The 25,309-nt window shown below is 74.3% G+C and carries 22 protein-coding genes; 13 read left to right on the forward strand and 9 right to left on the reverse strand.

What is annotated here, in order from left to right:
• Nucleotides 1–29 precede the first annotated feature (29 nt).
• Nucleotides 30–1,019 carry a 1-aminocyclopropane-1-carboxylate deaminase/D-cysteine desulfhydrase gene (locus ACOOHC_RS03475; protein ID WP_420452623.1) on the forward strand — a complete coding sequence of 330 codons (990 nt, stop codon included), beginning with the start codon at nucleotides 30–32 and terminating at the stop codon, nucleotides 1,017–1,019.
• Nucleotides 1,020–1,155: 136 nt separating this feature from the next.
• Entirely contained in the window at nucleotides 1,156–2,148 is a 993-nt protein-coding gene (locus ACOOHC_RS03480) for an isopenicillin N synthase family dioxygenase (protein ID WP_420452624.1), read from the forward strand.
• Nucleotides 2,149–2,214: 66 nt separating this feature from the next.
• Here the strand turns inward: ACOOHC_RS03480 and ACOOHC_RS03485 are convergent, their stop codons facing one another.
• Nucleotides 2,215–4,059, reverse strand: a complete 1,845-nt coding sequence (locus tag ACOOHC_RS03485) for a hypothetical protein (RefSeq protein WP_420452625.1) — start codon at nucleotides 4,057–4,059, stop codon at nucleotides 2,215–2,217.
• Between the two features lie 242 nt (nucleotides 4,060–4,301).
• On the opposite strand from ACOOHC_RS03485, the gene ACOOHC_RS03490 reads away from it, so the two are divergent.
• From ACOOHC_RS03490 to ACOOHC_RS03505, 4 genes are all read left to right on the forward strand, one after another.
• The gene (locus ACOOHC_RS03490; protein ID WP_420452626.1) at nucleotides 4,302–5,426 is read left to right on the forward strand and encodes an ROK family protein; all 1,125 of its coding nucleotides are present in this window, start codon (nucleotides 4,302–4,304) and stop codon (nucleotides 5,424–5,426) included.
• A gap of 119 nt (nucleotides 5,427–5,545) precedes the next feature.
• Nucleotides 5,546–6,565 (forward strand): neutral zinc metallopeptidase, encoded by a 1,020-nt coding sequence (locus ACOOHC_RS03495; protein WP_420452627.1) that lies wholly within the window; start codon nucleotides 5,546–5,548, stop codon nucleotides 6,563–6,565.
• Between the two features lie 157 nt (nucleotides 6,566–6,722).
• Nucleotides 6,723–7,355 carry an alanine racemase gene (locus ACOOHC_RS03500; RefSeq protein ID WP_420453849.1) on the forward strand — a complete coding sequence of 211 codons (633 nt, stop codon included), beginning with the start codon at nucleotides 6,723–6,725 and terminating at the stop codon, nucleotides 7,353–7,355.
• Nucleotides 7,289–7,570 (forward strand): hypothetical protein, encoded by a 282-nt coding sequence (locus tag ACOOHC_RS03505; protein WP_420452628.1) that lies wholly within the window; start codon nucleotides 7,289–7,291, stop codon nucleotides 7,568–7,570. Before ACOOHC_RS03500 ends, ACOOHC_RS03505 begins: the two co-directional genes overlap by 67 nt.
• A gap of 582 nt (nucleotides 7,571–8,152) precedes the next feature.
• Here the strand turns inward: ACOOHC_RS03505 and ACOOHC_RS03510 are convergent.
• On the reverse strand, nucleotides 8,153–8,341 hold the full coding sequence (locus ACOOHC_RS03510) for a hypothetical protein (RefSeq protein ID WP_420452629.1): 189 nt from the start codon (nucleotides 8,339–8,341) through the stop codon (nucleotides 8,153–8,155).
• 338 nt (nucleotides 8,342–8,679) lie between these two features.
• Here ACOOHC_RS03510 and ACOOHC_RS03515 point away from each other — a divergent pair, with 338 nt between their 5' ends.
• A complete protein-coding gene (locus tag ACOOHC_RS03515) occupies nucleotides 8,680–8,883 on the forward strand; it encodes a DUF418 domain-containing protein (protein WP_420452630.1) in 204 nt (67 codons plus the stop codon).
• A gap of 64 nt (nucleotides 8,884–8,947) precedes the next feature.
• Here ACOOHC_RS03515 and ACOOHC_RS03520 read toward each other — a convergent pair whose 3' ends face one another.
• From ACOOHC_RS03520 to ACOOHC_RS03540, 5 genes are all read right to left on the reverse strand, one after another.
• Nucleotides 8,948–10,321 carry a glycosyltransferase family 2 protein gene (locus ACOOHC_RS03520; RefSeq protein WP_420452631.1) on the reverse strand — a complete coding sequence of 458 codons (1,374 nt, stop codon included), beginning with the start codon at nucleotides 10,319–10,321 and terminating at the stop codon, nucleotides 8,948–8,950.
• Nucleotides 10,318–11,166, reverse strand: coding sequence for a mycofactocin biosynthesis peptidyl-dipeptidase MftE (mftE, locus tag ACOOHC_RS03525; protein WP_420452632.1), 849 nt, complete (start codon nucleotides 11,164–11,166; stop codon nucleotides 10,318–10,320). The genes ACOOHC_RS03520 and mftE overlap by 4 nt, the downstream gene beginning before the upstream one ends.
• A 177-nt stretch (nucleotides 11,167–11,343) precedes the next feature.
• Complete coding sequence (mftD, locus tag ACOOHC_RS03530; protein ID WP_420452633.1) at nucleotides 11,344–12,534, reverse strand: pre-mycofactocin synthase MftD; 1,191 nt, start codon at nucleotides 12,532–12,534, stop codon at nucleotides 11,344–11,346.
• A 119-nt stretch (nucleotides 12,535–12,653) separates the two neighbouring features.
• The gene (locus ACOOHC_RS03535; RefSeq protein WP_420452634.1) at nucleotides 12,654–14,411 is read right to left on the reverse strand and encodes an alpha-amylase family glycosyl hydrolase; all 1,758 of its coding nucleotides are present in this window, start codon (nucleotides 14,409–14,411) and stop codon (nucleotides 12,654–12,656) included.
• 69 nt (nucleotides 14,412–14,480) lie between these two features.
• Nucleotides 14,481–17,039, reverse strand: a complete 2,559-nt coding sequence (locus ACOOHC_RS03540; RefSeq protein WP_420452635.1) for a beta-glucosidase — start codon at nucleotides 17,037–17,039, stop codon at nucleotides 14,481–14,483.
• A 205-nt stretch (nucleotides 17,040–17,244) separates the two neighbouring features.
• On the opposite strand from ACOOHC_RS03540, the gene ACOOHC_RS03545 reads away from it, so the two are divergent.
• The 4 genes from ACOOHC_RS03545 to ACOOHC_RS03560 all read left to right on the forward strand — a co-directional run bounded on the left by ACOOHC_RS03545 (nucleotide 17,245) and on the right by ACOOHC_RS03560 (nucleotide 21,832).
• Nucleotides 17,245–18,543, forward strand: a complete 1,299-nt coding sequence (locus ACOOHC_RS03545; protein WP_420452636.1) for a DNA-methyltransferase — start codon at nucleotides 17,245–17,247, stop codon at nucleotides 18,541–18,543.
• Nucleotides 18,544–18,692: 149 nt separating this feature from the next.
• Complete coding sequence (locus tag ACOOHC_RS03550; protein ID WP_420452637.1) at nucleotides 18,693–19,988, forward strand: MFS transporter; 1,296 nt, start codon at nucleotides 18,693–18,695, stop codon at nucleotides 19,986–19,988.
• 209 nt (nucleotides 19,989–20,197) lie between these two features.
• The gene (locus tag ACOOHC_RS03555) at nucleotides 20,198–20,392 is read left to right on the forward strand and encodes a ferredoxin (protein WP_420452638.1); all 195 of its coding nucleotides are present in this window, start codon (nucleotides 20,198–20,200) and stop codon (nucleotides 20,390–20,392) included.
• Between the two features lie 72 nt (nucleotides 20,393–20,464).
• Nucleotides 20,465–21,832, forward strand: coding sequence for a cytochrome P450 (locus tag ACOOHC_RS03560; protein WP_420452639.1), 1,368 nt, complete (start codon nucleotides 20,465–20,467; stop codon nucleotides 21,830–21,832).
• 88 nt (nucleotides 21,833–21,920) lie between these two features.
• Here ACOOHC_RS03560 and ACOOHC_RS03565 read toward each other — a convergent pair whose 3' ends face one another.
• Complete coding sequence (locus tag ACOOHC_RS03565; protein WP_420452640.1) at nucleotides 21,921–22,226, reverse strand: fluoride efflux transporter FluC; 306 nt, start codon at nucleotides 22,224–22,226, stop codon at nucleotides 21,921–21,923.
• A 5-nt stretch (nucleotides 22,227–22,231) separates the two neighbouring features.
• Nucleotides 22,232–22,639: a FluC/FEX family fluoride channel gene (locus tag ACOOHC_RS03570; protein ID WP_420452641.1), complete on the reverse strand. Its 408-nt coding sequence runs from the start codon at nucleotides 22,637–22,639 to the stop codon at nucleotides 22,232–22,234.
• Between the two features lie 164 nt (nucleotides 22,640–22,803).
• Between ACOOHC_RS03570 and ACOOHC_RS03575 the strand changes: the two genes are divergently transcribed.
• Together ACOOHC_RS03575 and ACOOHC_RS03580 are read left to right on the forward strand one after the other, a co-directional pair.
• The gene (locus tag ACOOHC_RS03575) at nucleotides 22,804–24,858 is read left to right on the forward strand and encodes an ABC-F family ATP-binding cassette domain-containing protein (RefSeq protein ID WP_420452642.1); all 2,055 of its coding nucleotides are present in this window, start codon (nucleotides 22,804–22,806) and stop codon (nucleotides 24,856–24,858) included.
• Between the two features lie 80 nt (nucleotides 24,859–24,938).
• Nucleotides 24,939–25,280, forward strand: coding sequence for a hypothetical protein (locus ACOOHC_RS03580; RefSeq protein WP_420452643.1), 342 nt, complete (start codon nucleotides 24,939–24,941; stop codon nucleotides 25,278–25,280).
• Nucleotides 25,281–25,309: the final 29 nt, after the last annotated feature.

A 25,309-nucleotide genomic window follows, 5' to 3' on the forward strand; every position in this document is an offset into this window, starting at 1 on the left:
CCCTGCGCGGCGTTGCCTAGCATGGCGTCGTGCTCGATCGACCACGTTCGTCGCTGGCGACCCTCCCGACCCCGCTCGAGGAGGCCGGCCGCCCCCTGGAGGACGGTCCGCGGCTGTGGCTCAAGCGCGACGACCTCACCGGCCTCGGCGGGGGCGGCAACAAGGCCCGCAAGCTCGAGTTCCTCTGCGGCGAGGCGATGTCGCTCGGCTCCCGGGCCCTGGTGACGGTCGGGGCCGCCCAGTCGAACCACTGCCGGATGACCGCCGCGGCCGGGGCCCGCCTCGGACTCGAGGTCCACCTCGTCCTCGGCGGCGACGCGGCCGAGGGCTCGCCCACGGGGAACCAGCTCCTCGCCACGATGTTCGGAGCTCAACTCCACCACACGGGGGTGGCGGAGAGCCACTGGGGCGAGCTCGAGGTGGCCCGCGAGTCGCTGACCGACGAGCTCGCCGGCCAGGGGTTGGCGCCGTACTCGATCCCGATGGGGGGGAGCACCGCGCTGGGTGCGCTCGGCTACGCGGTGGCCTTCGAGGAGCTCATGGGCCAGTGCGCGCAGGTCGGTGCGCGCCCCGCGGCGGTCGTGGTGACCTCGTCGAGCGGCGGCACCCACGCGGGTCTGCTCGCCGGGCGCGCGGCGATGGTCGCCGACGGTCGGCTGGATGCGTCGACCGCCCCCGATGTCGTCGCCGTCGGTGTGGCGCGCGGGGTGACGATGGGCCTGCCCGACATCGCGCAGCTCGGTGACGACGTCCTGGCGCTGATGGGTCGGCCCGCCGCGCTGGGACCCGACGACGTCGAGGTCGACGCTCGGTGGATGGGCGACGACTACGCCGTCCCGACCGAACCAGGCGACGCGGCCGTGGCGTGGGCCGCCCGCACGGGCGGTTGGTTGATGGATCGGACGTACTCCGGCAAGGGCCTCTCCGGGGCGCTCGCCATGATCGCCGAGGGTCGGTGGGGGCGCGACGACGACGTCGTGTTCGTCCACACCGGCGGCTGGCCCGCGCTGTTCGCCTGAACCGGCGCGCCGCCTCCGACCGCTCGAGCGCTCGGAGCCGGGTCCGCCCCCCCGGCGTCGACCGCGACGGCACGTGCCCGAGTTGCGCCGTCATCGGGCGGTTCGCGGCCGCGAGCCGCCTGCGTAGGCTGGCGCCATGAGCGAGGGAATCCTGGACGTCGACCTGCTGGCCTTCGAGACGGGGACGCGCGAGCAGCGCCGAGCGGTCGTCGACGGGGTCGCACGCAGCCTCACGACCGGTTTCGTCTACACCAGCCACGACGTGTCGGACGACCTGCTCGACACGGCCTACGACATGCTCCGCCGGTTCTTCGAGTGCTCGACCGAGGACAAGCAGCAGGCGACGGCGAAGGGGGCGAGCGGCCAGACCGGCTACACCGGGCTGCTGGTCGAGACCGCGGCGTCGAGCGACAAGCCGGACTGGAAGGAGATGCTCAACTGGTCCAGCCCGATCGCGTCCGGGCACCCGCTCAAGCGCAGGTTCCCCCAGGCCTACCCCGACCAGGTGCTGCCGGAGTCGATCGTCCCGGGGATCACCGACGTGCTCTACGAGTTCCACGACACGATCGCCGACCTCCAACGGCGCTTCCTGCGGGTGATCGCCGAGGGGATCGGGTGCCACGAGACGTTCTTCGACGACATGGTCGCCGACGGACCCACGCTCACCCGGGCGATCCGATACCCGGCGATGACCGAGCTCGACACCGCGCTCGGAGCGGACGGCGAGCCGGGTCACGAGTGGGCGGCGGCCCACGGCGACATCAACCTGATCACCGCCCTTCCCCGCGCCACCGCGCCGGGTCTGCAGGTGCAGGTCGACGGCGAGTGGGTCGACGCCGTCGCCCCCGACGACGGGGTGATCGTCAACACCGGCATCATGCTCGAGCGCCTGACCAACGGACGGATCCCGATCGGGTGGCACCGCGTCGTCGCATCGCCCGGCTACGAGGGCGAGCGCTACAGCGTCGTGCAGTTCTGCCACCCCCGGCCGTGGACCGTCCTCGCGCCGGTGTCGACCTGCTGCACCCCCGACGAGCCGCAGCGGTTCGCCGCGATCAGCGCGGCCGATGCCCTCGACGAGGTGCTCTACGAGATCAACCTGGTCGAGGAAGCACGCCGCGTCGGCTGACGCGAGGTCGCCCCCTCGCCGGATCGGCGCCGTCGGTGGCGGTGGAGACCGGACCGGCGCTGCCGCTCAGCGGTGGACGACGGCGGGCACCTCGGTGTCGTCGTCGCGGAGCGCGAGCGAGACCCAGAGGTCCGTCGTCAGGTCGGCCGAGCGCAGCCAGCGCAGGGGCCCCTTGCGCGCCCCGTCCTCACCCGGCCCGTAGGTGGTGTCGGGGGTGTGGGGGCACCCCGGCCCGGCGTTGACGAGCGACGCCCAGCCGCTGGCCAGCACCTCGCCGGTCGAGGTGATGGTCCACTGGGAGTCGACGGTGCGGTCGTCGTCGGTCGTCTCGACGACCACCTCTTCGTGCCCCGTCCCGTTGGCGACGCTCGACCAGTGCCCGATCATCACCCGGCAGTGCTGGCGGAAGAGGGCGTCGACCACCGGTCCGAACGCGTCGAGGGGCGTGCCGTCGACGTCGAGCAGGCTGATGCGGATGTGGGGCGCGACCGCCTCGGGATCGATCTCGACGGTGTCGTCGGTGGGGATGTCGTCGGCGCGCACGCCGATCGGCAACGGGTCGGTGTCACCCATGAACCCGAGGAGCTGCCCCGCCCGCACGACCTGGCCGACGCGCGCCAGCCCGGCGAGGCGCAGGTGAGGAGGCGCCGCTGCGTCGTCGGTCCCCGGGTTGTCGTCGTTGAAGCCGGCGTAGACGTGGCTCGTGCCGGTCGGGTCGGTCACGGTCACCGAGATCGGCTCGCCCGATCCGGGGCGGTCGCGCACCTCGGTGACGGTCCCGTCCGCGATCGCGAGCACCGGTTGCAGCTTCACGCCGAAGACGATCGCCGGAGCCTGCTCGGTGCACAGCCCGGCCGCCTCGACGTCCGCACGGGAGGGTCCGTCGGACTCGACGACGCCGGGGACGACGAGGTCGTCCGAGGCGTCCTGCGCCACGGGGTCCGCCTCCACGGCGTCGCAGTCGGGGACCGCCATGCGCGACGGCCCGATGACCGGGAACGACGCCGGGAACGCGCCCTCGTGGGCGTCGGGGAGCTCGGGCGCGAGCCCGGCGAACGCCGAGAGGTCCGCGGGTGCGGGACGGGGCGCGATCGGGCGACCGGAGATCGACGAGAACGTCGCCAGCCAGCGGGACTGGTACTCGCGCACGGTGAGGACGTTGCCGGCCTGCGGGACCGGGACGATGTCCATCAGCCGGTGGTTCGAGGCGGCCGCCGGGTAGTACCACATGACCGGGACCATCGAGACGTCGCCGTCGTAGCGGTCGAGGAACATCTGGACGTCCGCGGCGGCTCGCTCGTCCTGGACGTGGGGCGGGGCGAGGTACGCCTCGGGGTAGCCGCCGTAGCCGTTCCACGTCGACGTGATGAACTGGTAGGCGCCCGACGCCCGGCCCTTGTTCAGGCCGATCCCGTAGAGGCCGCGGGACTCCTGGTAGCGGATGGTCGCGAGGATCTGCTCCATCTGGTCGGAGCGGACCTGGATGTTGCGCTGCGGGGGCGCCGCCGGGCCCGTGGGCGCGGGAGCCGGTGGCGTGGTGGTCGCCGGCGGAGGGTTCGCCACGACGGTGGCCGTCGTCGACGGCGTGGTCACGACGGCGGTGCGCGGCGGCGCGGTCGTCGCCGTCGGGCGCGGCGCGACCGTGGTGGGCGCGGTGGTCGACGTCGACGTCGCGGTGGTCGTGGGGCCGGCGCTCGGCGGCGGCGTCGAGGTGCGCACCGTGGTGGGCGGGGTGGATCGCGGGGTGGTGGGCGGGGTGGATCGCGAGGTGGTGGGCGCGGTGGTCGTCGCGACCGGAGCCACGTCGGTCGGTGGTGCCTCGTGGGCCGGGGCGGGCGACGCCGAGGCGAGGGTCGGCCCCGGCCCGGCGGCCACCGCCGCGGCGGCGACGAGAGCGATCGCCGCGGTCACGCTCCGGGCCGCCGGGCGTGGGGCGCGGCGCGGTGACGACGGCATCGGAGCGCGGCGGGATCGAGGAGACGGCGACATGGTGGATCACCGGTGCATCGGCACCGGACCTCCGAGAGTAGAGCAGCTTCTCGCGACGATCCCCTCGGCCGACGCGCCCGGGGGCGCGCCACCCGGTGGTTCGAGCCGCCGGCCGGACGGCGCAGCGCCGAGGGCGGGGGCGGGGGCGGTACCGTCGCACCCGGATGACCGACCACCGGCCGAGCGACCGCGAACGAGACCGGTCGACCCGCGCCGCACCCGCCGACGGCGTCCACGGGGCCGCTCGGCCGGCGAACGCCGGCGACGTGGCGCGCGATCGGTCCGACCACGCGGTCGTCGGGGACGGCGATGGCTCCGTCGACGACGGTGCCGCGGTCGACGACGCCGAGCTCGACGATGCCGCGATCGACGAGGTCGTCGAGCCGTCCCCGCCGCTGCGCGACGTGGTGCTCGCGATCGACATCGGCGGCACGAAGTTCGCCGCCGGTCTCGTCACCGCCCGCGGCGAGCTCATCGACCGCGGCCGGGTGGAGGTCGAACGGGACGCGGTCCCCGAGGCGCACTTCAGCTCGCTCGCGACGATGGTCGGCGAGATCGTCGAGCGTGCCGGAGCGCAGCACGGCTCGCGCATCCGGGCCGTGGGCGTCGGCGCGGCCGGCCCCGTCGAGCGCCACCTCCAGACGGTGTCGCCGGTGAACATCCCGGCGTGGCGTGGCTTCCCGCTGCGGGCGCGCCTCGAGGACCTGACCGAGCTGAAGGTCTTCGGTGACCTCGACGCCAAGGCGCTGGCGCTCGCCGAGGGGTGGCTCGGCGCGGCCCAGGGGCACCCGAACTTCTGCGCGCTGACCGTGTCGACCGGGGTCGGGGGCGGCGTCGTGCTCGACGGCGAGCTGCTCGACGGGTCCACCGGCAACGCCGGCCACATCGGCCACGTGATCGTGGAGCCGGGGGGGCGACGCTGCGGGTGCGGAGCCCAGGGGTGCCTCGAGGCCGAGGCGTCGGGGCTCGCCATCGAGTCGATCACCGGCCGGCCGCCGACCGAGCCGACGTACGAGATCATGCAGCGCACGGGCCGCCTCGTGGGTCGCGCCGCGGCCTCGGTGTGCAACGCCCTCGACCTGTCGCTGGTGGTGGTCGGCGGCAGCGTGGCGCTCGGGTTCGGAGCGACGTTCTTCCACTCCGCGCAGACGGCGCTCGACGAGCGCACCCGCCTCCCGTACAGCCGAGGAGCGCGGATCACCCCGTCCCGGCTCGCCGACTCCGGCCCGCTGATCGGCGCCGGTGCGGTCGGTTGGCGCGGACTGCGCCGCTCGATGCGCGGACGCTGACCCGCTCGGCGCCCCGCCGCGACCCGAGCCGGACGCCGGCGCGCCCCGCCACCTCGGCGACGCGCACGAGGGCGGGGGTGGAAGTGGTGGGCGGGTACCGGGTTTGGAATGATTGCCGGATGACGAAGATCCGGTCGCGCGACTCCTCGATGATCCAGGATCGTCGAGGCGGTGGTGGGGGCGGTGGTCTCGGAGGCGGCCTCGGCGGGGCGCTCGGCGGTCGTCGTGGCGGCGGCATCGGCGGCGCCGTCCTCGGCCAGGTCCTCGGCGGCGCCCTGCGATCCGGCGCACGCGGTCGCCGCTCCGGTGGTGGTGGGTGCGCCGGCAAGCTCGGCGGCATCGGCGTCACCCTGCTCGTGCTCGCGGCGACCTTCATCCTCCCGAAGCTCCTCGGCGGCGGGCTCGGCGGCGACGGCGGGTTCGGCCTCGGCGAGTCCGCCGGGGGGCAGGCGTCGCAGGCCTCGACCGGGGGCGACTCCGAGGCGTGCAGCAGCGAGCAGGAGCAGATCCTGTGCGGTGCCACCGTCGACGTGCAGGAGTACTGGATCGACCAGTTCCCCGCATCGTTCGCCGACCGGCGGTACCCGGTCACCCAGACCGTGTTCTTCTCCGGGTTCACCAACACGGGGTGCGGCCAGGCGTCGGCCCAGACCGGGCCGTTCTACTGCCCGGCCGACGAGCTCGTGTACTTCGATCTCGACTTCCTCGCGCAGCTCCAGTCGTCGTTCGGCGCCGAGGGGGACCTCGCCGCCCAGTACATCGTCGCCCACGAGTACGGGCACCACGTCCAGAACGCACTCGGCATCAACGCCGAGATGAACCGCCTGCAGAACGCCGATCCGCGCAACGCGAACGCCTACTCGATCGCGCTCGAGCTGCAGGCCGACTGCTTCGCGGGGGCGTGGGCCGCCGACGCGGCCGAGCGCGGCCTGCTCGAGTCGCCGGGCGAGATCCAGGAGGCGATCGACGCCGCCAGCGCGGTCGGCGACGACCGGATCCAGCAGCAGACGCAGGGACGCGTCGACCCCGAGAGCTGGACGCACGGATCGTCGGAGCAGCGCGTCCGGTGGTTCACCCTCGGCTTCGAGCGAGCGGACCCGAACGTCTGCGACACGTTCAGCGACCCGGCCGGCAACTGAGCCGAGCCGGCGACGCCCGCGACGGGCGAGGTGGCCGACGGGGCGCCCCCCGCCAGCGCTACCGTCGATCGCCGTGACCGTCCGCCTCAGCGTGCGCACCGCGACCTGGCGCAGCCAGGTCGCCGCCTACGCCGCATCCGTCCCGGGTCTGGTCCCCGTGGTCAAGGGCAACGGCTACGGGTTGGGGCGGGTGCACCTCGCCGAGATCGCAGCCGAGTTCTGCGACACCGTCGCCGTCGGGACCGTCCACGAGCTCGGCGGCCTCCCGGTGGATCTCGACGTCGTCGTGCTCACCCCCGCCCTCGAGGCGCCCGGCGACGGGCACCCTCACGATCGCACCATCCTCACCGTCGGGCGTCGCGAGCACCTCGATGCGCTCGACGGGTGGCCGGGTCGGGTGATCGTCAAGCTGGCGACCGAGATGCGCCGCTACGGAGGTGATCCGGGCCTGGTCGACGAGGCCGGAGCGCGCGGGCTGGACGTCGTCGGCGTGGCGCTGCACCCTCCCCCTCGCGGGACGCGTCGAGGACCGGGCGCGCCAGGTCGTCTCGGCGCTCGACCACGTCGATCCGGCGACCACGGTCTGGGTGGAGCCACCTCGACCCCGATCGCTACGCCTCGCTCCCCGCGACCCACTCGTACCGGGTTCGCTGCGGCACGGCGCTGTGGCACGGCGACAAGTCCGCGCTGCACCTCGAGGCCGACGTGCTCGACGTGCGCCCCGTGTCGGTCGGGGACACCGCCGGCTACCGCCAGGGCACGATCGACGTCGACGGGCACCTGGTCATGATCGGCGCCGGGACCGCGAACGGGGTCGGGCCGCTGGCCGACGGACGCAGCCCGTTCCACCACGCCCGGTCACGCCTGCCGCTGCTCGAGCCGCCGCACATGCACACCTCGATGGCCCTCGTCGCGGCGGGGGACCCGCTGCCGAGCGTCGGCGACTGGGTCGACGTGCAGCGCCCCCTGCACGCGACGACCGTCGATCGGTACCGGTGGCGGTGACGTGAGCGCCCCGCAGCGCCCCCCGCCGCCGCACGACGACGCTCGAGGCGTGCACGCCCCGGCCGGGGACGCACCCGGACCCGGCTCCGGCGCGACCACCGCGTCCGGACCGGGGGACTCGGCCACCGGTGAGGGGGACGCCCGCGCGCCCGGCGTCGCGCCGGTCGGCGCCCCCGTGCCCGCGGCGCGAGCATCCGGCGTGGCACGAACGCCGACCGAGTCCGACGACCGGCTCGTCGGCCCCGACGTGGTGCGGGCGCTCGCGCTCGTCGGGGTCGTCGTGATGAACTACCACGGCTACCTGATCAACCGCGGCGCCGACCGGGGGTCGGGGACCGTCGCCCGGGTGCTCGACCCGTTCGCCGGGCCGTTGTCGACGCGCTTCGCGGCGACGTTCGTGCTGACCGCCGGGGTGGGCATCACGCTGCTCACGCGCCGCGTCGTCGCCGAGCGCGATCGAGGGGTCGCGGGGTCGGCGGCCGCGGTGGCGCGGATGCGGTGGCGCCTCGTGCGCCGGGGAATGGCGCTCTACCTCCTCGGCCTGCTCCTCGACATCGTCTGGCCGGGGACGATCATCGTCTACTACGGAGCGATGTTCGTGCTCGCCGCGGTGCTGTTCACCCTCGCGACCCGGTGGATCGCCGCGGTCGGTGCGGGTGTCGTGATCGCCGCGTGGGCGCTGCGCGCCTGGGTCGTGCGGCGCGAGGCCGACGGCGGCGACGTGTCGTGGCTCCTCGACCCGGCGCCCGGCTCCGTCCGGCGGGTGCTCATCGACGTGCTCGTCGTCGGAACCCACCCGCTCCTGCCGTGGCTCGCGTTCCTGTGCGCGGGGATCGTCCTCGGCCGGCTGCTGCACGTGCGCGATCGCGACCTCACCACGGCTGCGCTCGGTGCGGTGCTGGTGGGCGGCGCGGCGATCGCGTCGCGCTTCGCCGGGTCCCCGGAGTCGTCCCGGCTGCTCTCCCTGAGCCCGGGCGAGCGTGGCGGGCTCTACGTCGCCAGCGCGCTCGGGACCGCGCTGCTCGCGCACGCGCTGATCTCGGGCGCTCGTCGAGCGGGCGACGGGGGTCGGGGCGGCGCTCGTCGACCCGCTGCGGCGCGCCGGCCAGATGACGCTCACGCTGTACATCGCCCACGTGCTCGTGTTCAACCTCCTCGTCGACTGGCTCGGGGTGGTGCGGCCCGGCGGGCTCGGCACGTCGCTCGGCTTCGCGCTGTCGTTCTGGGTGGTGCTGATCGCCGTGGGCTCGTGGTGGCACCGCAGGTTCGGCCGGGGGCCGGCCGAGCGCGCCTACCGGGCGATCGGAGGCTGACGAGCGCGCCGGCGGCGGTGCGCCGGCGGCCGGGATCGTCGGCGCGACCGGTCGTCGTCGCTCGTCACGAGGGCGGGGCGGTCGAGCGGTCACGCCGCGACGGCCACGACGAGATCGTCGGCGCGATCGGACGCGAGGTCCGGCACCGCCACATCCCGATCCACACCCCGACGCCGTAGGCGACGTCACGGGTCGCCGACCGCGCGCCGAGGACGAGCGAGGCGGCGAGGGCGCGTCGGACCCGTCTCGAGAACGGCGAGGCGGCGACCAGGATTGGCCACCAGGCGCGGCGGACGGCATCGGCGAGCTGACGCCCCGCCGCGAGGTGCCCGTGCGTCGCGAGGCGCAGCGATGTCGTCGCCGCGACGCCCTGGAGCTTCGGGACGAGGGCCGCGGCGCTCGCGCCGGCCACCGCGACGGCCGCGATCGGTCGACCGACGGCGGCCAGGCACCACGACGCGGCCGTCCAGCCGTTGGAGCGGAACGGGGTCAGGGCGTGGGGGTGGCGCAACGACAGCGGCGCGGCCGACGTGCCGTAGGTGACCTGCTGGGCGAGCCGGGCGCGGACACCCGAGCGGGGTTCGTGCCACACCGTCGAGCGCGGTTCGTACCGGCACCGCCACCCCGCTTCGGCGAGGCGCCAGACGAGGTCGACGTCCTCCCCGACGCGCAGCGTCTCGTCGAAGCCGCCGACGTCGTCGAGCGCGGCGCAGCGCACGACGATGGCCGCCGACGGCACGTACGACACCCGGGTCCCCGCCCGGACGAGCGCCGCCTCGTCGCCGAGGTCGAGCGGCGACCCCGACTCACCGACGACCCGGGGGGCGACCAGCCCGACCCGTGGATCGTCGAAGTGGCCCAGGAGAGCGTCGAGCCAGGCCGGCGGGCCGCCGCCGACGTCGTCGTGCGCACCCGTCGCCGGCTCGGTCGACGTCCCGCCGGCCGACGGGGGATCCGATCCCTCGGGGGAGGGCCCTCCGCGTTCGGTGTCGACGTCGGCATCGACGAACGCGACGAGGTCGGTGGTCACCCGTCGACGCCCGCGGTTGCGGGCCGCCGCGGGTCCGTGGTTGACCTCCGTGCGCACGGTCGCTCCGGCCAGCGGCGGGTCGGACCCGTCGTCGACGGTCACCCGCCCGTCGTCGCGGACCCGGCCGCCGAGCTGGGGGGTGACCACGGTGACGTCGTCGACGCCGAACCCCGACCGCTCGGCGCCGGCGGCGCCCGACGTCCGCGGGGGAGGGACGGGGTGCACCGCCCCGGCGTCGAGCAGCCGGTCCAGCAGCGACGACGGATCCACGTCGGCGCCCGCCTCGATCGCCGAGGCGACGCGCGCCCCGGCCGCGGTGAGCCGCAGGAGCCGCAGCGGTGAGCCGGCGATCACGACGCGCCCGCCGGATCCGGTGCGGATCCACGACGAGTCGACCACGTACCTCACGTCTCGTCGACGGCGTGCGTCGCGGTCGGCCGACGGTCGGGAGACGTCGGTCCCGTCGGCGCGGGTGGCTGCGGCGGTGGCGGGTCGCCGCTCGCCGCGATCCCGTCGGTGCGCCCTCCCGGCCGATCGTCCACCGGCCGCCACCGCTCGACGGCGTTGACCAGGTCGGCGACGAAGTCCGCGATGAACCGCTCGCCCTCCGCCCCGGACGCGCCGTCGGGGTCGCCGAGGACCCCGTTCGGGCTGACGTGGCGCACCCCGTGGGCGCGCAGCTCGCGGACCAGCTCGTCGAGCTCGGTGCGCGGGCCGCGCGCGGCCGTCTGCAGGCGCACCAGGCCCGGGTCGATCGCGAGCATCAGCGACGTCTCGATCCGCCCGGCGTGCAGGTCCGGGGGGCCGCCGTCGCGCCGCCTCCGCCAGCGTGGCCACCACGACAGCGCGCGACGACCCTCCGCGACCACCACGTCGACCGCGGACGTCAGCGCCTCGTGGTTCCCGCCGTGCCCGTTGACGAACACGATCCCCGCAGCCCAGTCCGCGCTGCGGCACAGCTCGATCGCCACCCGCGCCATCACCTCGGTGCCGATCGACAGCGTGCCCGCGAACCCGGCGTGCTCGCCCGAGGCCGTGACCGTGAGGGTCGGTCCGAGCACGAGGCCCGACGTCCTCCCGAGCGCGCGCCGGGCGATCTCCTCGGCGACGAAGGTGTCCGTGGCGATCGGGAGGTGGGGTCCGTGCTGCTCGGTGGACCCCACCGGGACGAGCACGACGGGGGCCAGCGTCCCGTCGTCGTCGGGGGCGCGGCGCCGCTCGACCTCCCGCCACGTCGCCTCGCCCAGTCGCATCGCCGCGAGTCTCGCACCGATCGGCACCGGTCGTCGCCGGACGGTGCCCGGTCGACGATCGCGACCGGGTCGGCGGCGCGGCTCTCGGCGGCTCAGCTCTCGGCGGCGCGGCTCTCGGCGGCGCGGCTGTCGGCGGCGCGGCTGTCGGCGGCTCAGCTCTCGGCGGCTCTCGGCGGCTCAGCTCTCGGCGGCTCGGTCCTCGACCGGTGGCGAGAAGCCGTCGGGCACGATGACGTCGTCACGCGTCAGCTCGTGGATCGATGCGTGACCGAGCCCGAGCAGGTTCGAGTCGATCCCGGCGCGCATGATGTCGAGCACGTTCTCCACCCCCGCCTGGCCGTTCGCCGCCAGACCCCACAGGTAGGCGCGCCCGATCATCACGGCCTTGGCGCCGAGAGCGAGGGCCTTGATCACGTCGCTGCCGCGCCGGATCCCGGAGTCCATCACCACCTCGATCTGGTCGCCGACGGCGTCGACGACCTCCGGGAGCATCCGGATCGCGCCGGGGGTGCCGTCGAGGTTGTTCCCGCCGTGCGTCGACACGGAGACGGCGCTCGCCCCGGCGTCGACGGCCCGGCGCGCCTCGTCGGCGCGCGTCACCCCCTTGACCATGAACGGGCCGTCCCACCGCGACCGGAGCCACGCGACGTCGTCCCAGGTCGGGGGAGGCGTGCCCATCCACACCCCGTAGGCCTCGAAGAACCCCGGAACCGGCTCGTCGGCCGTGACCGGGAAGTTCGGGACGCCGAGCTGGGGGATGGAGCCGGACCGCAGCCAGTCGGCGAGCCAGCGCGGCTTGACGATCGTCTCGGGTGCGTGGCGCAGCATCGTCGGCAGGTCGATCTCCTCGGGGATCGCCGGGCTCCCCCAGTCGCGGCTGTGGACGAACGACCAGTCGAGGGTGAGGATCATGCCGACCGCTCCAGCTGCACGGGCCCGCTCCATCCGACCCACCATCGAGTCGCGGTCTCCCGCCCAGTAGATCTGGAACAACGTCTGCGGGTTCGCGCCGATCACCTCGGCCATCGGCTTGGAGGCGAACGAACTGAGCCCCATGACCACGCCGCGCGCCGCCGCGGCGCGTGCGACGGCGACCTCGCCGTCGGGGTGGACGGCCTGGACGCCGGTCGGCGAGATCATCACCGGCATCGACATCTGCTGGCCCATGACCTCGGTCGCCATGTCGCGCAGGGGAGACTGACCGGCGGTCACCGGCCGCAGCCCGAGCTCGGCGAACGCGTCGACGTTGTCGTCGCGGGTGAGGCCGCGCTCGGAGCCGGCGATCAGCGCGGAGAACACCGATGCCGGGAGGCGGCGGCGGGCGCGCTCGCGCGCCACGGCGACGGATTCGAACCAGGGGTTGCCCATCGCGCCAGGGTACGAGCGCCCGGGACCGGCCACCCAACGCAGCCCGGGGGCCGTCGTCACGGCCGGCGGACGGCCCACGACGCCGACCGGCTGGTGCCGGTCGATGTGGGAGGACGGGTTCACTCGACGTCGTCGACCAGCCACACGGTGCAGTCCGGGGGGACCACGCCGGGGGTGTGCATCTCCGACGGTTCGGAGGAGAAGAGCGGAGTCGCTCCGTCGACGTCGCCGAGCGCGTCGACGGCGATCGGCGACGAGGTGACGTTGGTGAGCACCACGAGCGCGCCGCGGCGGAGCGCGACGAGCCCGGGTGCCAGATCGAGCAGCTCGACGGGATCGCGCTGCGCGACGGCTCGGTCGCGGCGGAGCGCGATCAGCTCGCGGTAGAGCGCCGGCATCGACGTCTCGTCGGTGTCGAGGCGCTGCACCGCCCGCTCACCCCACCCCTCGGGTTGGGGGAGCCAGGGTTCCGCTACGGTCCCGGCGTCGCCCGGGCTGGAGAAGCCGTGGGAGGTGGCCGGGTCGTCGGTCCACGGCAGCGGGATCCGGCACCCGTCCCGACCGATCTTCGCTCCGTCGGTGTGCAGGAAGACCGGGTCCTCACGTCGCTCGTCGGGGACGTCGAGCACCTCGGGCAGTCCGAGCTCCTCGCCCATGTACAGGTAGATCGATCCCGGCATGGCCATCGCGAGCGCGATCGCGGCGCGGGCGCGCCGCCGTCCGACGTCGAGGTCGACCGGGCTCGTCTGGGCGCCGAGGGCGTTGTTCGTGACGCTCGCCGGATCGGTCGCGGTGGCGCGCCCGAGCCGGGTGACGATGCGCTGCACGTCGTGGTTGTTGAGCGCCCACGTCGGCGTCGCCCCCGTCTCGACGATGTCGATCGAGTCGGTGATCGCCCGCTCGATCTGCGCACGGTCCCACGGCGACAGCAGCAGGTCGAACGCGAACGCCTGGTGGAACTGCTCGGGGTTCACGAACGCGCGCACCAGATCGGGTCGGGCGTTCATGTACGACTCGGCGACCATCATCAGGTCACGGCCGGGGTGAGCGGCCATGTAGGAGTCGATCGTGGTGCGGAACGCCCGCCACACGTCGTGGCCCTCGGGGCGGAACACGGTGTGCGGGTTCTCCCACGCGACCTGGAGCTCGTCGGTGCCCGGCGGCACCGGTGGAGCGTCGGGCAGGTCGGGGTCCTTGCCGACCGGGGTGATCGCGTCGACGCGGAACCCCTCGACGCCGCGGTCGAACCAGAACTCGAACACCTCGGCGAACATGCGGGCCACGTCGGCGTTCGTGTGATCGAAGTCGGGTTGCTGGGGGGTGAACGTGCCCAGGTACCACTGCGGGTCGTCGTCGCTCGCGCGCGTCCACGCCGTCCCGCCGAACGCCGCCATCCAGTTGTTCGGTGGGCTCCCGTGCGGATCGCTGCCGTCCGCGGAGGGGCGCCCGTCGCGGAAGTAGAAGCGCGCCCGCTCCGCGCTGCCGGGCGCGGCGGCCGTCGCCGCCCGGAACCAGGCGTGCTGGTCCGAGCAGTGGTTGGGGACGAGGTCCATGAGCACCCGGAGACCGCGGGTGCGCGCGTCGGCCACGAGGCGGTCGAACACCTCGAGGTCGCCGTACTCGTGGTGGATCGCGAAGTAGTCGGCGACGTCGTAGCCGTGGTCGCGCTGCGGCGACGGGTAGCACGGGTTGAGCCAGATCGCGTCGACGCCGAGCGACGCGATGTGCTCCAGCTCGCGCCGGATCCCCTCGAGGTCACCGATCCCGTCGCCGTCGGCGTCGGCGAACGACCGGACGTACACCTGGTACACCACCGCGTCCTGCCACCAGTGCTGCATCTCCGTCCGATCCCCGTCCTGCGTCGCCGTCGCCGTCATGGGGCAGCAATCTAGAGCGCTCGACGGCGGGTGCCGGGCGGCGCGACGGACCCGTCGGGCGGCGAGGCGTCAGGTGCCCGGGTCGGTGAGGGTGACGCGGATGCGTGCGTGCTCGGCGGCGGGATCCGACGACGCGGCGACGACGACGTCGTAGTCGCCGGCGGCGACGGTCCACGCGCCCGACTCCACGTCCCAGTGGTCGAACGCGGCGGGTCCGAGCTCGACGAGCGCGGTGCCGGTGGCGCCGGGCTCGACGACCGTCTTCACCCACGCCGCGAGCTCGCGGACGGGGCGGTCGACCGGTGGGTCGATCGGGCAGACGTAGCACTGCACGACGACGGTCGCCGAGCGCCGCGAGGTGCACTCGATCGGCACCGAGGCGGCGACGGGGTGCGCGCCGAGCTCGTCGACCGCGGCCGATGTCCGGTCCAGGGTGACGTCGCCCCACGTGACCTCGCCGTAGCCCAGACCGTGGCCGAACCAGAAGCGCGGCGCGACCCCGGAGCTCTCGTAGTGGCGGTGCCCGATGAGCAGACCCTCGTCGTAGCGCTGGCGCGCCGGGCCGTCGCCGCTCGCGTCGGGCGCGTGGTTCTCGACGGCGGGGTGGTCGGCGAGGCGAGCGGGGTAGGTCGTCGGCAGGCGCCCACCGGGCTCGGCGACGCCGAGCAGCACGTCGACCATGGCCTCGGCCTGCTCCTGGCCCGCGAAGAACGAGGTGACGATCGCGGGAGCGGGGGCGGGGTGGTCGTCGCCGGCCCAGTCCATCGTGACCGGCGACCCGGCGTTGACCACGACGACGGTCCGCGGGTTCGCCTCGACGACTCGCTCGACGAGCTCGCTCTGGCGTCCCGGGAGGTCCATCACCTCGCGGTCGAAGCCCTCGGTCTCCCACTCGTCGTTCGTGCCGACGACCACCACGGCCACGTCGGCGCTCGCCGCGGCCTCGACGGCGCGCTCGAACAGGTCGTCGGGGTCCGGGGGGCGCACCCCGATGCGCAGGGCCGCGAACCCGTTGTCCTCGGCCGTCGTCCACCTCGCCGACAGCTCGATCGGCTCGCCGGCGACGGCGTCGACGGTGGCGACGCTCTCCTCGCTGCCGTAGCCGAAGAACTCGCGGGTGCGGGGGATCTCCATCTCGGGGTCGTCGACGACCACGACCTCGGTGCCGTCGGGCGCGGTGGCGGTCATCGTCACCGGTCCGGTGGACACGACGCCGATCTCGTGGGGTCCGTCGACCTCGGGGACGTAGGAGCCGGTCACGCGCGCTCCGAACGCGTCGGCGTCCACCTGGTCGGGGGTGGTGCCGAAGAAGCGGATCATCGAGGTCCCGGTGACGGTGTCGACGACGGCGGGCGCGTCCCAGTCGCGGCCGTTGACGTACTCGATGCGCAGCCCCGGCTCCCCGTTCGGCGTCCGCAGCTCGCCTCGGCGGGCGATCGGCGTGAGGCGGTCGATGCGCACCCCCGGCTCGTGCGTCACCCGTGCGTCGGGGGCGACCCGGGCGAGGCGCTCGGTCACGGCGGTCAGCAGCGTCCGGTGGTCGAACGGGACGAGGCTGGCCGACCCTCCTCCCATCGAGCGGTCGACGACCGCGTTCGGGCCGAGCACGGCGATCGAGGTCAGGACGGCTGCGGGCAGCGGCAGGACCGGCGCGCCCTCGCCCCCGACGGGCTCGTTGCGCAGCAGCACGGTCCCGGCGATCGCGGCCCGCCGGGTCAGCGCCCGCTCGGTCGGATCGTCGACGGACCCCTCCTCGCCCTCGGCGTCGCGCTCGTCGACGCGGGTGCGGTTCATCACCGTGATCAGGTCGCGCACGAGACCGTCGACGGTCTCCTCGGTCACGTCGCCGCGCTCGACCGCGTCGAGCAGGCCCGCGCCGTAGACGCGCGGGGGGCCGGGCATCTCGAGCGACAGCCCGGCGTTCGCCGCCCCGACCGGCTCGTGGACCCCGAACCAGTCGGACACGACGAAGCCGTCGAAGCCCCACTCGTCGCGGAGGATGCCGGTGAGCAGGCGACGGTTCTCGGCGGCGAAGTCGCCGTTCACCCGGTTGTACGCGCTCATGATCCCCCACGCGCCGGCTTCGGTGACCGCACGCTCGAAGGGCCGCAGGTAGAGCTCGCGCAGCGGGCGCTCGTCGACGCGCACGTCCACCGTCATCCGGTCGATCTCGGTGTCGTTGCACGCGAAGTGCTTGACGGTCACCGCGACGTCGTGGCTCTGGACGCCGCGCACGTAGCCGACGGCGAGGGCTCCCGACAGCTCGGGGTCCTCGGAGTAGCACTCGAAGGTGCGCCCGCCGATCGGGGTGCGGTGCAGGTTGACCGTCGGTCCGAGCACGACGTGGGCGCGCTTGCGGACCGCTTCGCGACCGACGAGGTCGCCGATCTCGACGAGCAGGTCGGGGTCCCACGTCGCGCCGAGTGTGATGCCGGCGGGGAAGGCGACGCCCGGCGTCCCGGAGCTGCCGTGGCCCTCGCCGCGGATCCCCGTCGGGCCGTCGCTCATCTTCATCTGCGGGATCCCGGCCTCGGGGAACGCCCGGGTCCTCCAGTTCGACGCCCCGGCGACGAGGTGGCACTTGTCGGGCAGAGAGAGCGCGGAGAGGGCGGCGTCGGCGTCGATCACGGCCGCCATGTTGCCAGGTCGCCGGGTGCGCCGGGCACCCGCCACGGCGCCTCCCGCGTCCCCGGGCAGCGGGGCCGACCACGACGCCGACCTCGGCGTGGCGACGCCGTGAACGCGAGCCGCGCGACCGTCCACTACGGAGCGCGCGAACTTCTTCTAGGTTGTGCGGGATGTCGGCCGCCCACCCCTCCCGTCGCGCGCGCTGATGGGCACCTCCACGTCGGCGTTCGGGGCCGGCCGGCGCGAGTCGCACGACTCGACCGACTTCTACGCCCGCTTCGCGCCCCCGGTCGTCAGCGACGACGACGAGCTGTCGCCGCCGGGGGAGGTCGACGTGATCCACCTCGGCGACGCACGCTCGATGGGGGCGGTCCCCGACGCATCGGTCGCGCTCGTCGTGACCTCCCCGCCCTACTTCGCCGGCAAGGAGTACGAGACCGCCCTCGGCGAGGGTCACGTCCCGGGCGACTACATCGCCTACCTCGAGATGCTGCGCGACGTGCTCGGCGAGTCGGTCCGCACCCTCGAGCCGGGAGGGCGGATCGCGGTCAACGTGGCGAACCTGGGTCGCAAGCCGTACCGGAACCTGGCCGCCGACGTCACCACCATCCTCCAGGACGACCTGCGCCTGCTCCTGCGTGGCGAGATCGTCTGGCAGAAGCAGCGCGGGGCGAGCGGCTCGTGCGCGTGGGGTTCGTACCGCTCACCGGCGAACCCGGTGCTGCGCGACACGACCGAGCGGATCGTGATCGCGAGCAAGGGCCGCTTCGATCGCGTCGGGCGCGGTCGAGACGGCGAGGGCGGAGACGGCGATGCGACGATCCCCGGCGACGAGTTCATGGAGGCGACGCTCGACGTGTGGGAGATCCCCGCGGAGTCCGCGACCCGCGTCGGGCACCCCGCCCCGTTCCCGGTCGCGCTCGTCGAGCGGTGCCTGCACCTGTTCACCTACCGCGGAGACGTGGTGCTCGACCCGTTCATGGGATCGGGGACGACGGCGGTCGCCGCGGTGCGCACCGGACGCCACTACGTCGGGTACGACACCGAGGTCGCCTACGTCGAGCGGGCGCGCGAGCGCGTGGGGTCGATGGCTCCCAGCGACCTCCCCGATCGGCGCACCCTCAAGGACCTCGCGCGCGACGTGCTCGCCGAGTGCGGCTTCGTCGACGTGGAGGAGAACGTGCGCGTCGCCCCGGGGGTCACGATCAGCGCCCGCGCCCGCCGCTCGGACGGGGTCGAGGCGTGGTTCGAGTTCGCCGGTGTCCACACCCCGTCGCGCCCCGGTCTCGGGCGCCTCGAGTCGGTCTGGCGCACGATCGCGAAGGCGTCCGTCCTGCGGGAGGTCCATCCCGGAGCGTCGCTGGTGGTGCTCACCTCGGGGACGGTGCGCGGCGGGCCGCTGGCCGCGGTCACCGGTGACGACCGCCCGATCGCCGCGGTCGTCGACGTCGGGCTCGAGGCCGCCGCCGACTCGCTGTCCGACGTCCTCGGAACGGTCCCGTGACGACGCGTGGACGAGGTCGGCGCGACGACGTCGCGGCCGTGGGGGGCCGACGTCGCCCGCCCGGGTCCGGCGCGGTCCGGGTCGCCGGGCCGGGGCACCCGCGATGAAGCCGGTGCGATGACGCGCGGTCGTCGACCGGGGCCGGCGAGGTGAGCCGCTCGGGTCTCGGCCGCGACGATCGCCGTGCGCTCGCCGCGGTCGCGGCGCAGTTCTTCGTCAACGGGGCGATCTTCGCCTCCTACGTCCCCCGCCTCCCGGAGATCCGCGACCGGGTGGACGTGAGCCTCGGCACGCTCGGCGCGCTGCTCGCGTTCGCCGCGGCCGCCGGGCTCGCGGGCAGCGCGACCGTCGGCGCGCTGATCGACCGGTTCGGGTCGCGGCGCGTCCTGGTCGCCGCGGCGCTCGGTCTCACGGCCGCGCTGGCCGTCGTCGGGTCGGCCGACGTGGTGGCCGTGCTCGTCGTCGGGCTCGTGGGGCTCGCGGTGCTCGACGTGTACGTCGACTCGGCGATGAACCTCCAGGGCTCGTGGGTCAGCGCACGCCGGTCGACCCCGGTGATGAACCGGCTGCACGGGCTGTGGAGCCTCGGCACCGTCGTCGGCGGGTTCGCGGCGACCCGGGTCGCGGAGGCCGGGATCTCGCTGACCGCGCACCTCTACGTGGTCGCGCTGCTCATGCTGCTCGTCGTGGCGGCGGTCAGCCGCGGCCTCCTGCGCTCCGACGAGGGCGCCGACCGCGCCGAGGGCCCGGGCCGCGACGAGGCGGAGGCCGACGGCGCCGCGGAGCGCGACGGCGCGGGGGATGAACGCGAGGCCGTCGGTGGTCGCGGGTCGGTCGACCCGGGGGTGGCCGTCCCCTCGCCGACGGACGTCCGACGCCGACGCGTGCCCACGGTGCTGGTCCTGCTCGGGCTCGCCGGGGCCTGCTCCATCGCCATGGAGCAGACATCGAGCGACTGGGCGGCGTTCCGGTTGAGCGACGACCTCGGGGTGCGCGTCGGCGTCGCCGGGCTCGCCTACGTCGCGTTCACGGCGGGGATGACCATCGGGCGCTTCGGGGGCGACGCGGCGATCGTGCGCTTCGGGCGCGAGGAGGTGTTCCGAGCCGCGATCGGCCTCACCGTCGTCGCGCTGGTGGTGGCGTCGTTCGCTCCCGATCGGTGGGTGGTGATCGTCGCCTACGGCGTCGCGGGGCTGGGCGTCGCGACGCAGTTCCCGAAGCTCTACGACGACGCGGCTCGCCACCGCGGGGTGACCGGCGCCGGACTCGGAGCGCTCACGGGTGGATCTCGCGTGGCGATGCTCGTGACCCCGGCGCTCGTCGGGGTGCTCGCCGACACCAGCCTGGGGGTGGGGACGGCGACGGCGGTCGTCACCGTCCCCGCCGCGATCGCGTTCGTCGTCGTGTCCCGGCGCGCCGGACGTCGCCCGAACGCGACTCGTTGATCCCGACGGCACGCCGGGCGCGGCGAGACGGGCGGCGAGACGCCGCGCGCGACGACCCGCCGGGCTCGGACGCGAGGCCGCTCCGGGCCGCGGCTTGCCTTCCGGCGCCGGACCGGGCAAGATTGGAACAACGTTCCGAACATCGAGCGCAGCGGGTCGGATCCAGGACGGTCCACCCGACGCCCGACGTCGTCAGCACCGGAGGCAACATGCAGATCCACCTCGACTCAGACAAGTGCCAGGGCCACAACCGGTGCTACGCGCTGGCGCCCGAGCTGTTCGACGTCGACGACTACGGCCAGGCGGTGCTGCTCGTCGACGGTGACGTGCCCGCCGACCTGCACGACAAGGCCCGCCTCGCCGCGGCGAACTGCCCGGAGTACGCGATCTCGGTCGCCGAGTGACGTGAGCGCGCCCCGACGACCCCGGCACCGACGGCCGGACCCGAACGACCCGACCGACCAGTGGAGCACCCGATGACCGACACCCGACCCGACACGACGCCCGACGCGAGCGTCGCCCCCGATGCGGAGTCCACCCCGCACGACGGCTACGTGTACGTCCCGCCGGTCCGCGGCGACAGCCCGGAGGGAACCCACGTGTGGGACCGGGTCCCCTACGATCCGGCCCACTACGGGCCCGTCGAGGACTGGGCGACCGACCTCGACCACGCGAACCCCGAGTACAACCGCCGCGCCCCCGAGATCTGGAAGGAGCTGCGCGAATCGGGCTGCCCGGTCGCGCGCAGCGACCGCTACGGCGGCATGTGGGCGCCGATCACCCACGACACGGTCAACGAGGTCGCGTACGACACCGATCACTTCACCAGCCGCTCGGTCGTCGTGAGCACGACCCGGCCCGGTGACATGGCCCTGCCGGCGCCGATCGGCGGCGCCCCGCCGATCACGAGCGACCCGCCGTTCCACGGCATGGCGCGCCGCCTCCTGCTGCCGCCGTTCGCGCCGAAGCAGATCGAGCCGTGGGAGGACGACGTCCGGCGCCTGTGCGGCGAGCTGCTCGACGAGATGGGCGAGATCACCCCCGGCGAGACGGTCGTCGACGCGGCCGTCCAGTACGCGCAGCACATCCCGGTCAGCGTGATCGGTCGGATGCTCGGGTTCCCGGCCGCCGACGACGAGCTGTTCCGCGAGTTCGTGCACACCGTGCTGGAGCGGATCAACGACGAGCCCGAGCAGCGGGGTCAGGCGTTCCGGAAGCTCGAGGAGTACATCGACGCACAGGTGCGCGACCACATCGACGACCCGCGCGACGACCTCACCGGCTACCTGCTCGAGGTCGAGATGGACGGGAGCAAGCTGGCGCCCGAGCACGTCCGGGGCACGATCATCCTGCTGCTCGTCGCCGGGATCGACACGACCTGGTCGGCGATCGGCTCGTCGCTGTGGCACCTCGCCCAGACCCCGGCCGACCGCGCCCGCCTCCTCGACGACCCCGAGGTGATGACGTTCGCGCTCGAGGAGTTCCTGCGCGCGTACGCACCGGTGACCATGGCGCGCCTCGTCGCGGAGGACATCGACTTCCACGGCTGCCCGATGAAGCGGGACGACTGGGTCCTGCTGCCGTTCCCGGCCGCCAACCGCGACCCGAAGCAGTTCGAGGACGCCGACACCTTCGTCATCGACCGCGAGGCCAACCGGCACTCGGCGTTCGGGCTCGGCATCCACCGCTGCCTCGGCTCCAACCTCGCGCGCCTCGAGCTGCGGGTCGCGATCGAGGAGTTCCTCCGTCGCTTCCCGAACTTCGAGCTCGCCGGCGACGTCCGCTGGTCGGTCGGCCAGGTGCGCGGCCCGCGCGAGCTGCCGGTGCGGATCCTCGTCGACTGAGGATCGCCGACCCGGAGGCTCGCTCGCCGGGCGCGACGACGACGGCCGTGATCGCCCCGGGGTGCCGGGGCGGACAGGCCGCGCGCGCTCAGCACGACGACGCGATCGCGGCGGCGCCGCACGCGCAGACCATCGTGGCGACGACGTACGCCGTCCCCCGGCGTGGCCCGAGCTCGCGGACCCGGAGGGCGAACGACGAGAAGGTGGTGAGCGCGCCGCACAGTCCGGAACCGACGACGAGCACCGTCGATCGTGAGACGTCGGCCTCGACGAGCCAGCCGAGCGCAGCGGAACCGGCGGTGTTGGCGATGAGCAGCGCCCGCCACGAGGGGAGGAGCCGCCCGAGCGCGTGGCGCAGGACCGCACCGATCGCGGCGGCCAGGGCGAACAGCACCGGCGTCACGTCGCGAGGCCGTCCCGGTCGGGCGGCGTGCCGTTCCCGGCGAGGCGGCGCGCCACGCCCAGCACGACGAGCCCCACGACGAGGGTGGCGCCGAGGTAGGCGAGCGCGACGCCGCCTCGGCCCTCGTCGAGGAGATCGTCGAGCTCGACGGCGAACGACGACATCGTGGTGAAACCCCCGAGCACCCCGGTCGTCGTCACCGCCCACGCCGTCGTGTCGGGTCGCAGGCGGGCGGCCGCGACGCCGATCAGCGCGCTGCCGACGACGTTCACCACGAACGTCGCCCACGGGAACCCGCCGTCCGTCGCGATCACGATCGTCGACACGCACCACCGTCCGGTCGCGCCGACGACGCCACCGACGGCGACGGCGGTGGCGGTCCTCGTCTCCTCGCGCCACGACACGGCGCCACCGTGCCACACACGCCCCACCGCGACGCCCGTCGCCGCGGAGCGCGGTCGGCAGGTGGTGCTCGCGAGCTCGCGCCGGGCCCCGGCACGACCGTGGTCCCCGGTCGCTCGGCCGGGGGCCTCGGCGTGGTTCGGTGAGTCGCCCCTAGCGTGGTCACGTGATCTGCGTCGACGCATCCGGGGTGCGGGTGGAGCAGCCCGACAAGGTGCTCTTCGACGATCTCGACCTGACGATCTCGCGCGGCGACCGGATCGCGGTGGTCGGTGTGAACGGGTCGGGCAAGACGACCCTGCTGCGCGTGCTGACGGGTGCGCTGGCACCCGATGCCGGCGTGGTCCGCTTCGGTCGTGGCGCACGGATCACCATGCTCGAGCAGGATCCGGTCCTGCCCGCCGGCACGGTGGCCGAGCACCTGGGCGACGGGTGGGAGGTCGCGTCGATCGCGACTTCGCTCGGCGTGCTCGGCCTCTTCGATCGGCGCACCGACGCGCTGTCGGGCGGGCAGGCCAAGCGCGTCGCCCTCGCCCGGGTCCTCGCCGACAACGGCGCCGCCGGCGGCGGGGGCATCGTCGACGCCCACGACGTGATCGTGCTCGACGAGCCCACGAACCACCTGGATCTCGAGGCGATCGAGTGGCTCGAGGGGCGCCTCGTGGCGATGTCGGCCGCTCTGGTGCTCGTCACCCACGACCGCCACGCCCTCGACCGGCTGACCTCCGAGGTCGGGCCCTCGAGGGTGGTCGAGCTCGACGACGGTCGGGCGTTCACCCACCAGGCGGCGGCCGGCTCGAGCGCCTACGCCACCTACCTCGACGCCCGCTCGGAGCGCATCGAGCGTGAGGCGAAGGAGGAGTCGACCCGCCGCATCCTCGCCCGCCAGGAGCTCGCCTGGCTGCGGCGGGGGGCGCCGGCGCGCACCTCGAAGCCCAAGGCGCGGCTGCGCACCGCCGGCGAGATCGTGGCGGGCGGCCCGCGCGACCTCGGCGTGCGCGCCGACGACCTCGAGCTCGGGGCGGGGACGACCCGGCTCGGCAACCAGGTCGTCGAGCTGAGCGGCGTGACCCAGCGCTTCGAGACCGCCCGCACCGACACCGCCAGCACCGACACCGCCAGCACCGACACCGCCCGCCCCCACGCGGACGCGACGGGGGAGCGCGCGTCGTCCGGCGGCGACCCGGTGACCGTGCTGCGCGACGTCGACCTGGCGATCGAGCCGGGGTCGCGGCTCGCCGTGGTGGGGCCGAACGGGTCGGGCAAGACGACCCTGCTCGACGTGGTGGCCGGGCGTCGGCAGCCGACCGAGGGCACCGTCACCGTCGGATCGACCGTCGTGGTCGGGTACGCCGACCAGCACTCCTCCACCCTCGATCCCGACCTGACCGTCCGTCGGACCGTCGCCGGTCCGCTGCGCGAGCCCGATCACACCGACACCGCGCTGCTCGAGCGGTTCTGGTTCGACTCGACCGCGCAGCACGCCCCGGTGCGGATGCTGTCGGGCGGTGAGAAGCGACGACTCCAGCTCGTGATGGTGCTCGCACGGCAACCGAACCTCCTCGTGCTCGACGAGCCGACGAACGACCTCGATCTGGACACCCTGCGATCGCTCGAGGAGTTCCTCGACGGGTGGTCCGGGGCGCTCGTGGTGGCGAGCCACGATCGGGCGTTCCTCGATCGCGTCGCGGACCACGTGCTCGCCATCGAGCCCGACGGCGAGGTCCGCCGGGTCCCGGGCGGGGTGTCGGGGTGGTTGGACGAGCGCACGACGTCGCGCGGTCGGCGCCCCTCGTCGCGGCGGTCGACGACCCCACGGCACACGTCGGACGTCTCGCGTGCCTCGGCACCGAGCGCAGGTCGAGCCGGCTCCGGCGCGTCGACCACCGGCGCACCGTCCTCGACGGCGAGCGACGAGGTGACGCTCCCGTCGTCTCCGACCTCGACGTCGGGCGCGTCGGCGCCGGCGAGGACGTCGCGGGACCGGGGACGACGCGCGCGCACGGGCCCGAGCCCGTCGACGATCGGACGTCGCCTCCGTGAGACCGAGCAGGCGATGGTCAAGGCGCAGCGCAAGGTCGACTCGCTGAACGCCGAGCTCGCCGCGACGACCGATCACGTCGTGCTCGCCGAGCGCGGCGAGATCCTCGTGCAGGCCCAGGGCGAGCTCGACGACCTCGAATCCGCGTGGCTCGAGCTCGCCGAGCAGGCGGAGAGCTGACGCGACGAGGGGTCCGCGCCACCTGATCCGCCGTCGGCGAACCGCTCAACTCCCGGCCGTCCCCGGCCGATGACAGATCCGTGAGATCGCTGAGCGCCGGAGACATCCTCGTCAACGCCCGCGGTCGCGTCCGGATCGTGCGCACCCGGACGAGGAGCGACGACGGCTGGAACTGCACCGACGGAGCCCCGATCTCCGACGTCGAGGCCAACGACATCACGGTGTGGGCGTCGTACAGCCCCGACGAGCTGATCCGCTGCCTCGAGGTCGCCGAGCAGGTGCGCTCGATCTCCGACGAGCCGATCGTGAACGGCGGGCTCCGCACCTGGGACGCGTGCTCGGGCCGCCCGTGCGTGCTCCCGAAGCTCGCCGCGGTCGCGCGCACGACGCGCCACGAGCGCAGCGTCGTCGTCTCGGGCTGACGCAGCGGACGCCGAAGCTCACGCACGGC

The sequence above is a fragment of the Ilumatobacter sp. genome (genome assembly GCF_965215205.1).
GTDB lineage: Bacteria > Actinomycetota > Acidimicrobiia > Acidimicrobiales > Ilumatobacteraceae > Ilumatobacter_A.

What these genes read in the sequence shown, in the direction of transcription:
- ACOOHC_RS03480 (WP_420452624.1), top strand. Translation starts at nt 1,156, where the DNA reads ATGAGCGAGGGAATCCTGGACGTCGACCTGCTGGCCTTCGAGACGGGG.
- ACOOHC_RS03490 (WP_420452626.1), top strand. Translation starts at nt 4,302, where the DNA reads ATGACCGACCACCGGCCGAGCGACCGCGAACGAGACCGGTCGACCCGC.
- ACOOHC_RS03495 (WP_420452627.1), top strand. Translation starts at nt 5,546, where the DNA reads ATGACGAAGATCCGGTCGCGCGACTCCTCGATGATCCAGGATCGTCGA.
- ACOOHC_RS03510 (WP_420452629.1), bottom strand. Translation starts at nt 8,341, where the DNA reads ATGAGCACCCGCCGGACGGAGCCGGGCGCCGGGTCGAGGAGCCACGAC.
- ACOOHC_RS03515 (WP_420452630.1), top strand. Translation starts at nt 8,680, where the DNA reads ATGACGCTCACGCTGTACATCGCCCACGTGCTCGTGTTCAACCTCCTC.
- mftE (WP_420452632.1), bottom strand. Translation starts at nt 11,166, where the DNA reads ATGCGACTGGGCGAGGCGACGTGGCGGGAGGTCGAGCGGCGCCGCGCC.
- mftD (WP_420452633.1), bottom strand. Translation starts at nt 12,534, where the DNA reads ATGGGCAACCCCTGGTTCGAATCCGTCGCCGTGGCGCGCGAGCGCGCC.
- ACOOHC_RS03535 (WP_420452634.1), bottom strand. Translation starts at nt 14,411, where the DNA reads ATGACGGCGACGGCGACGCAGGACGGGGATCGGACGGAGATGCAGCAC.
- ACOOHC_RS03545 (WP_420452636.1), top strand. Translation starts at nt 17,245, where the DNA reads ATGGGCACCTCCACGTCGGCGTTCGGGGCCGGCCGGCGCGAGTCGCAC.
- ACOOHC_RS03555 (WP_420452638.1), top strand. Translation starts at nt 20,198, where the DNA reads ATGCAGATCCACCTCGACTCAGACAAGTGCCAGGGCCACAACCGGTGC.
- ACOOHC_RS03560 (WP_420452639.1), top strand. Translation starts at nt 20,465, where the DNA reads ATGACCGACACCCGACCCGACACGACGCCCGACGCGAGCGTCGCCCCC.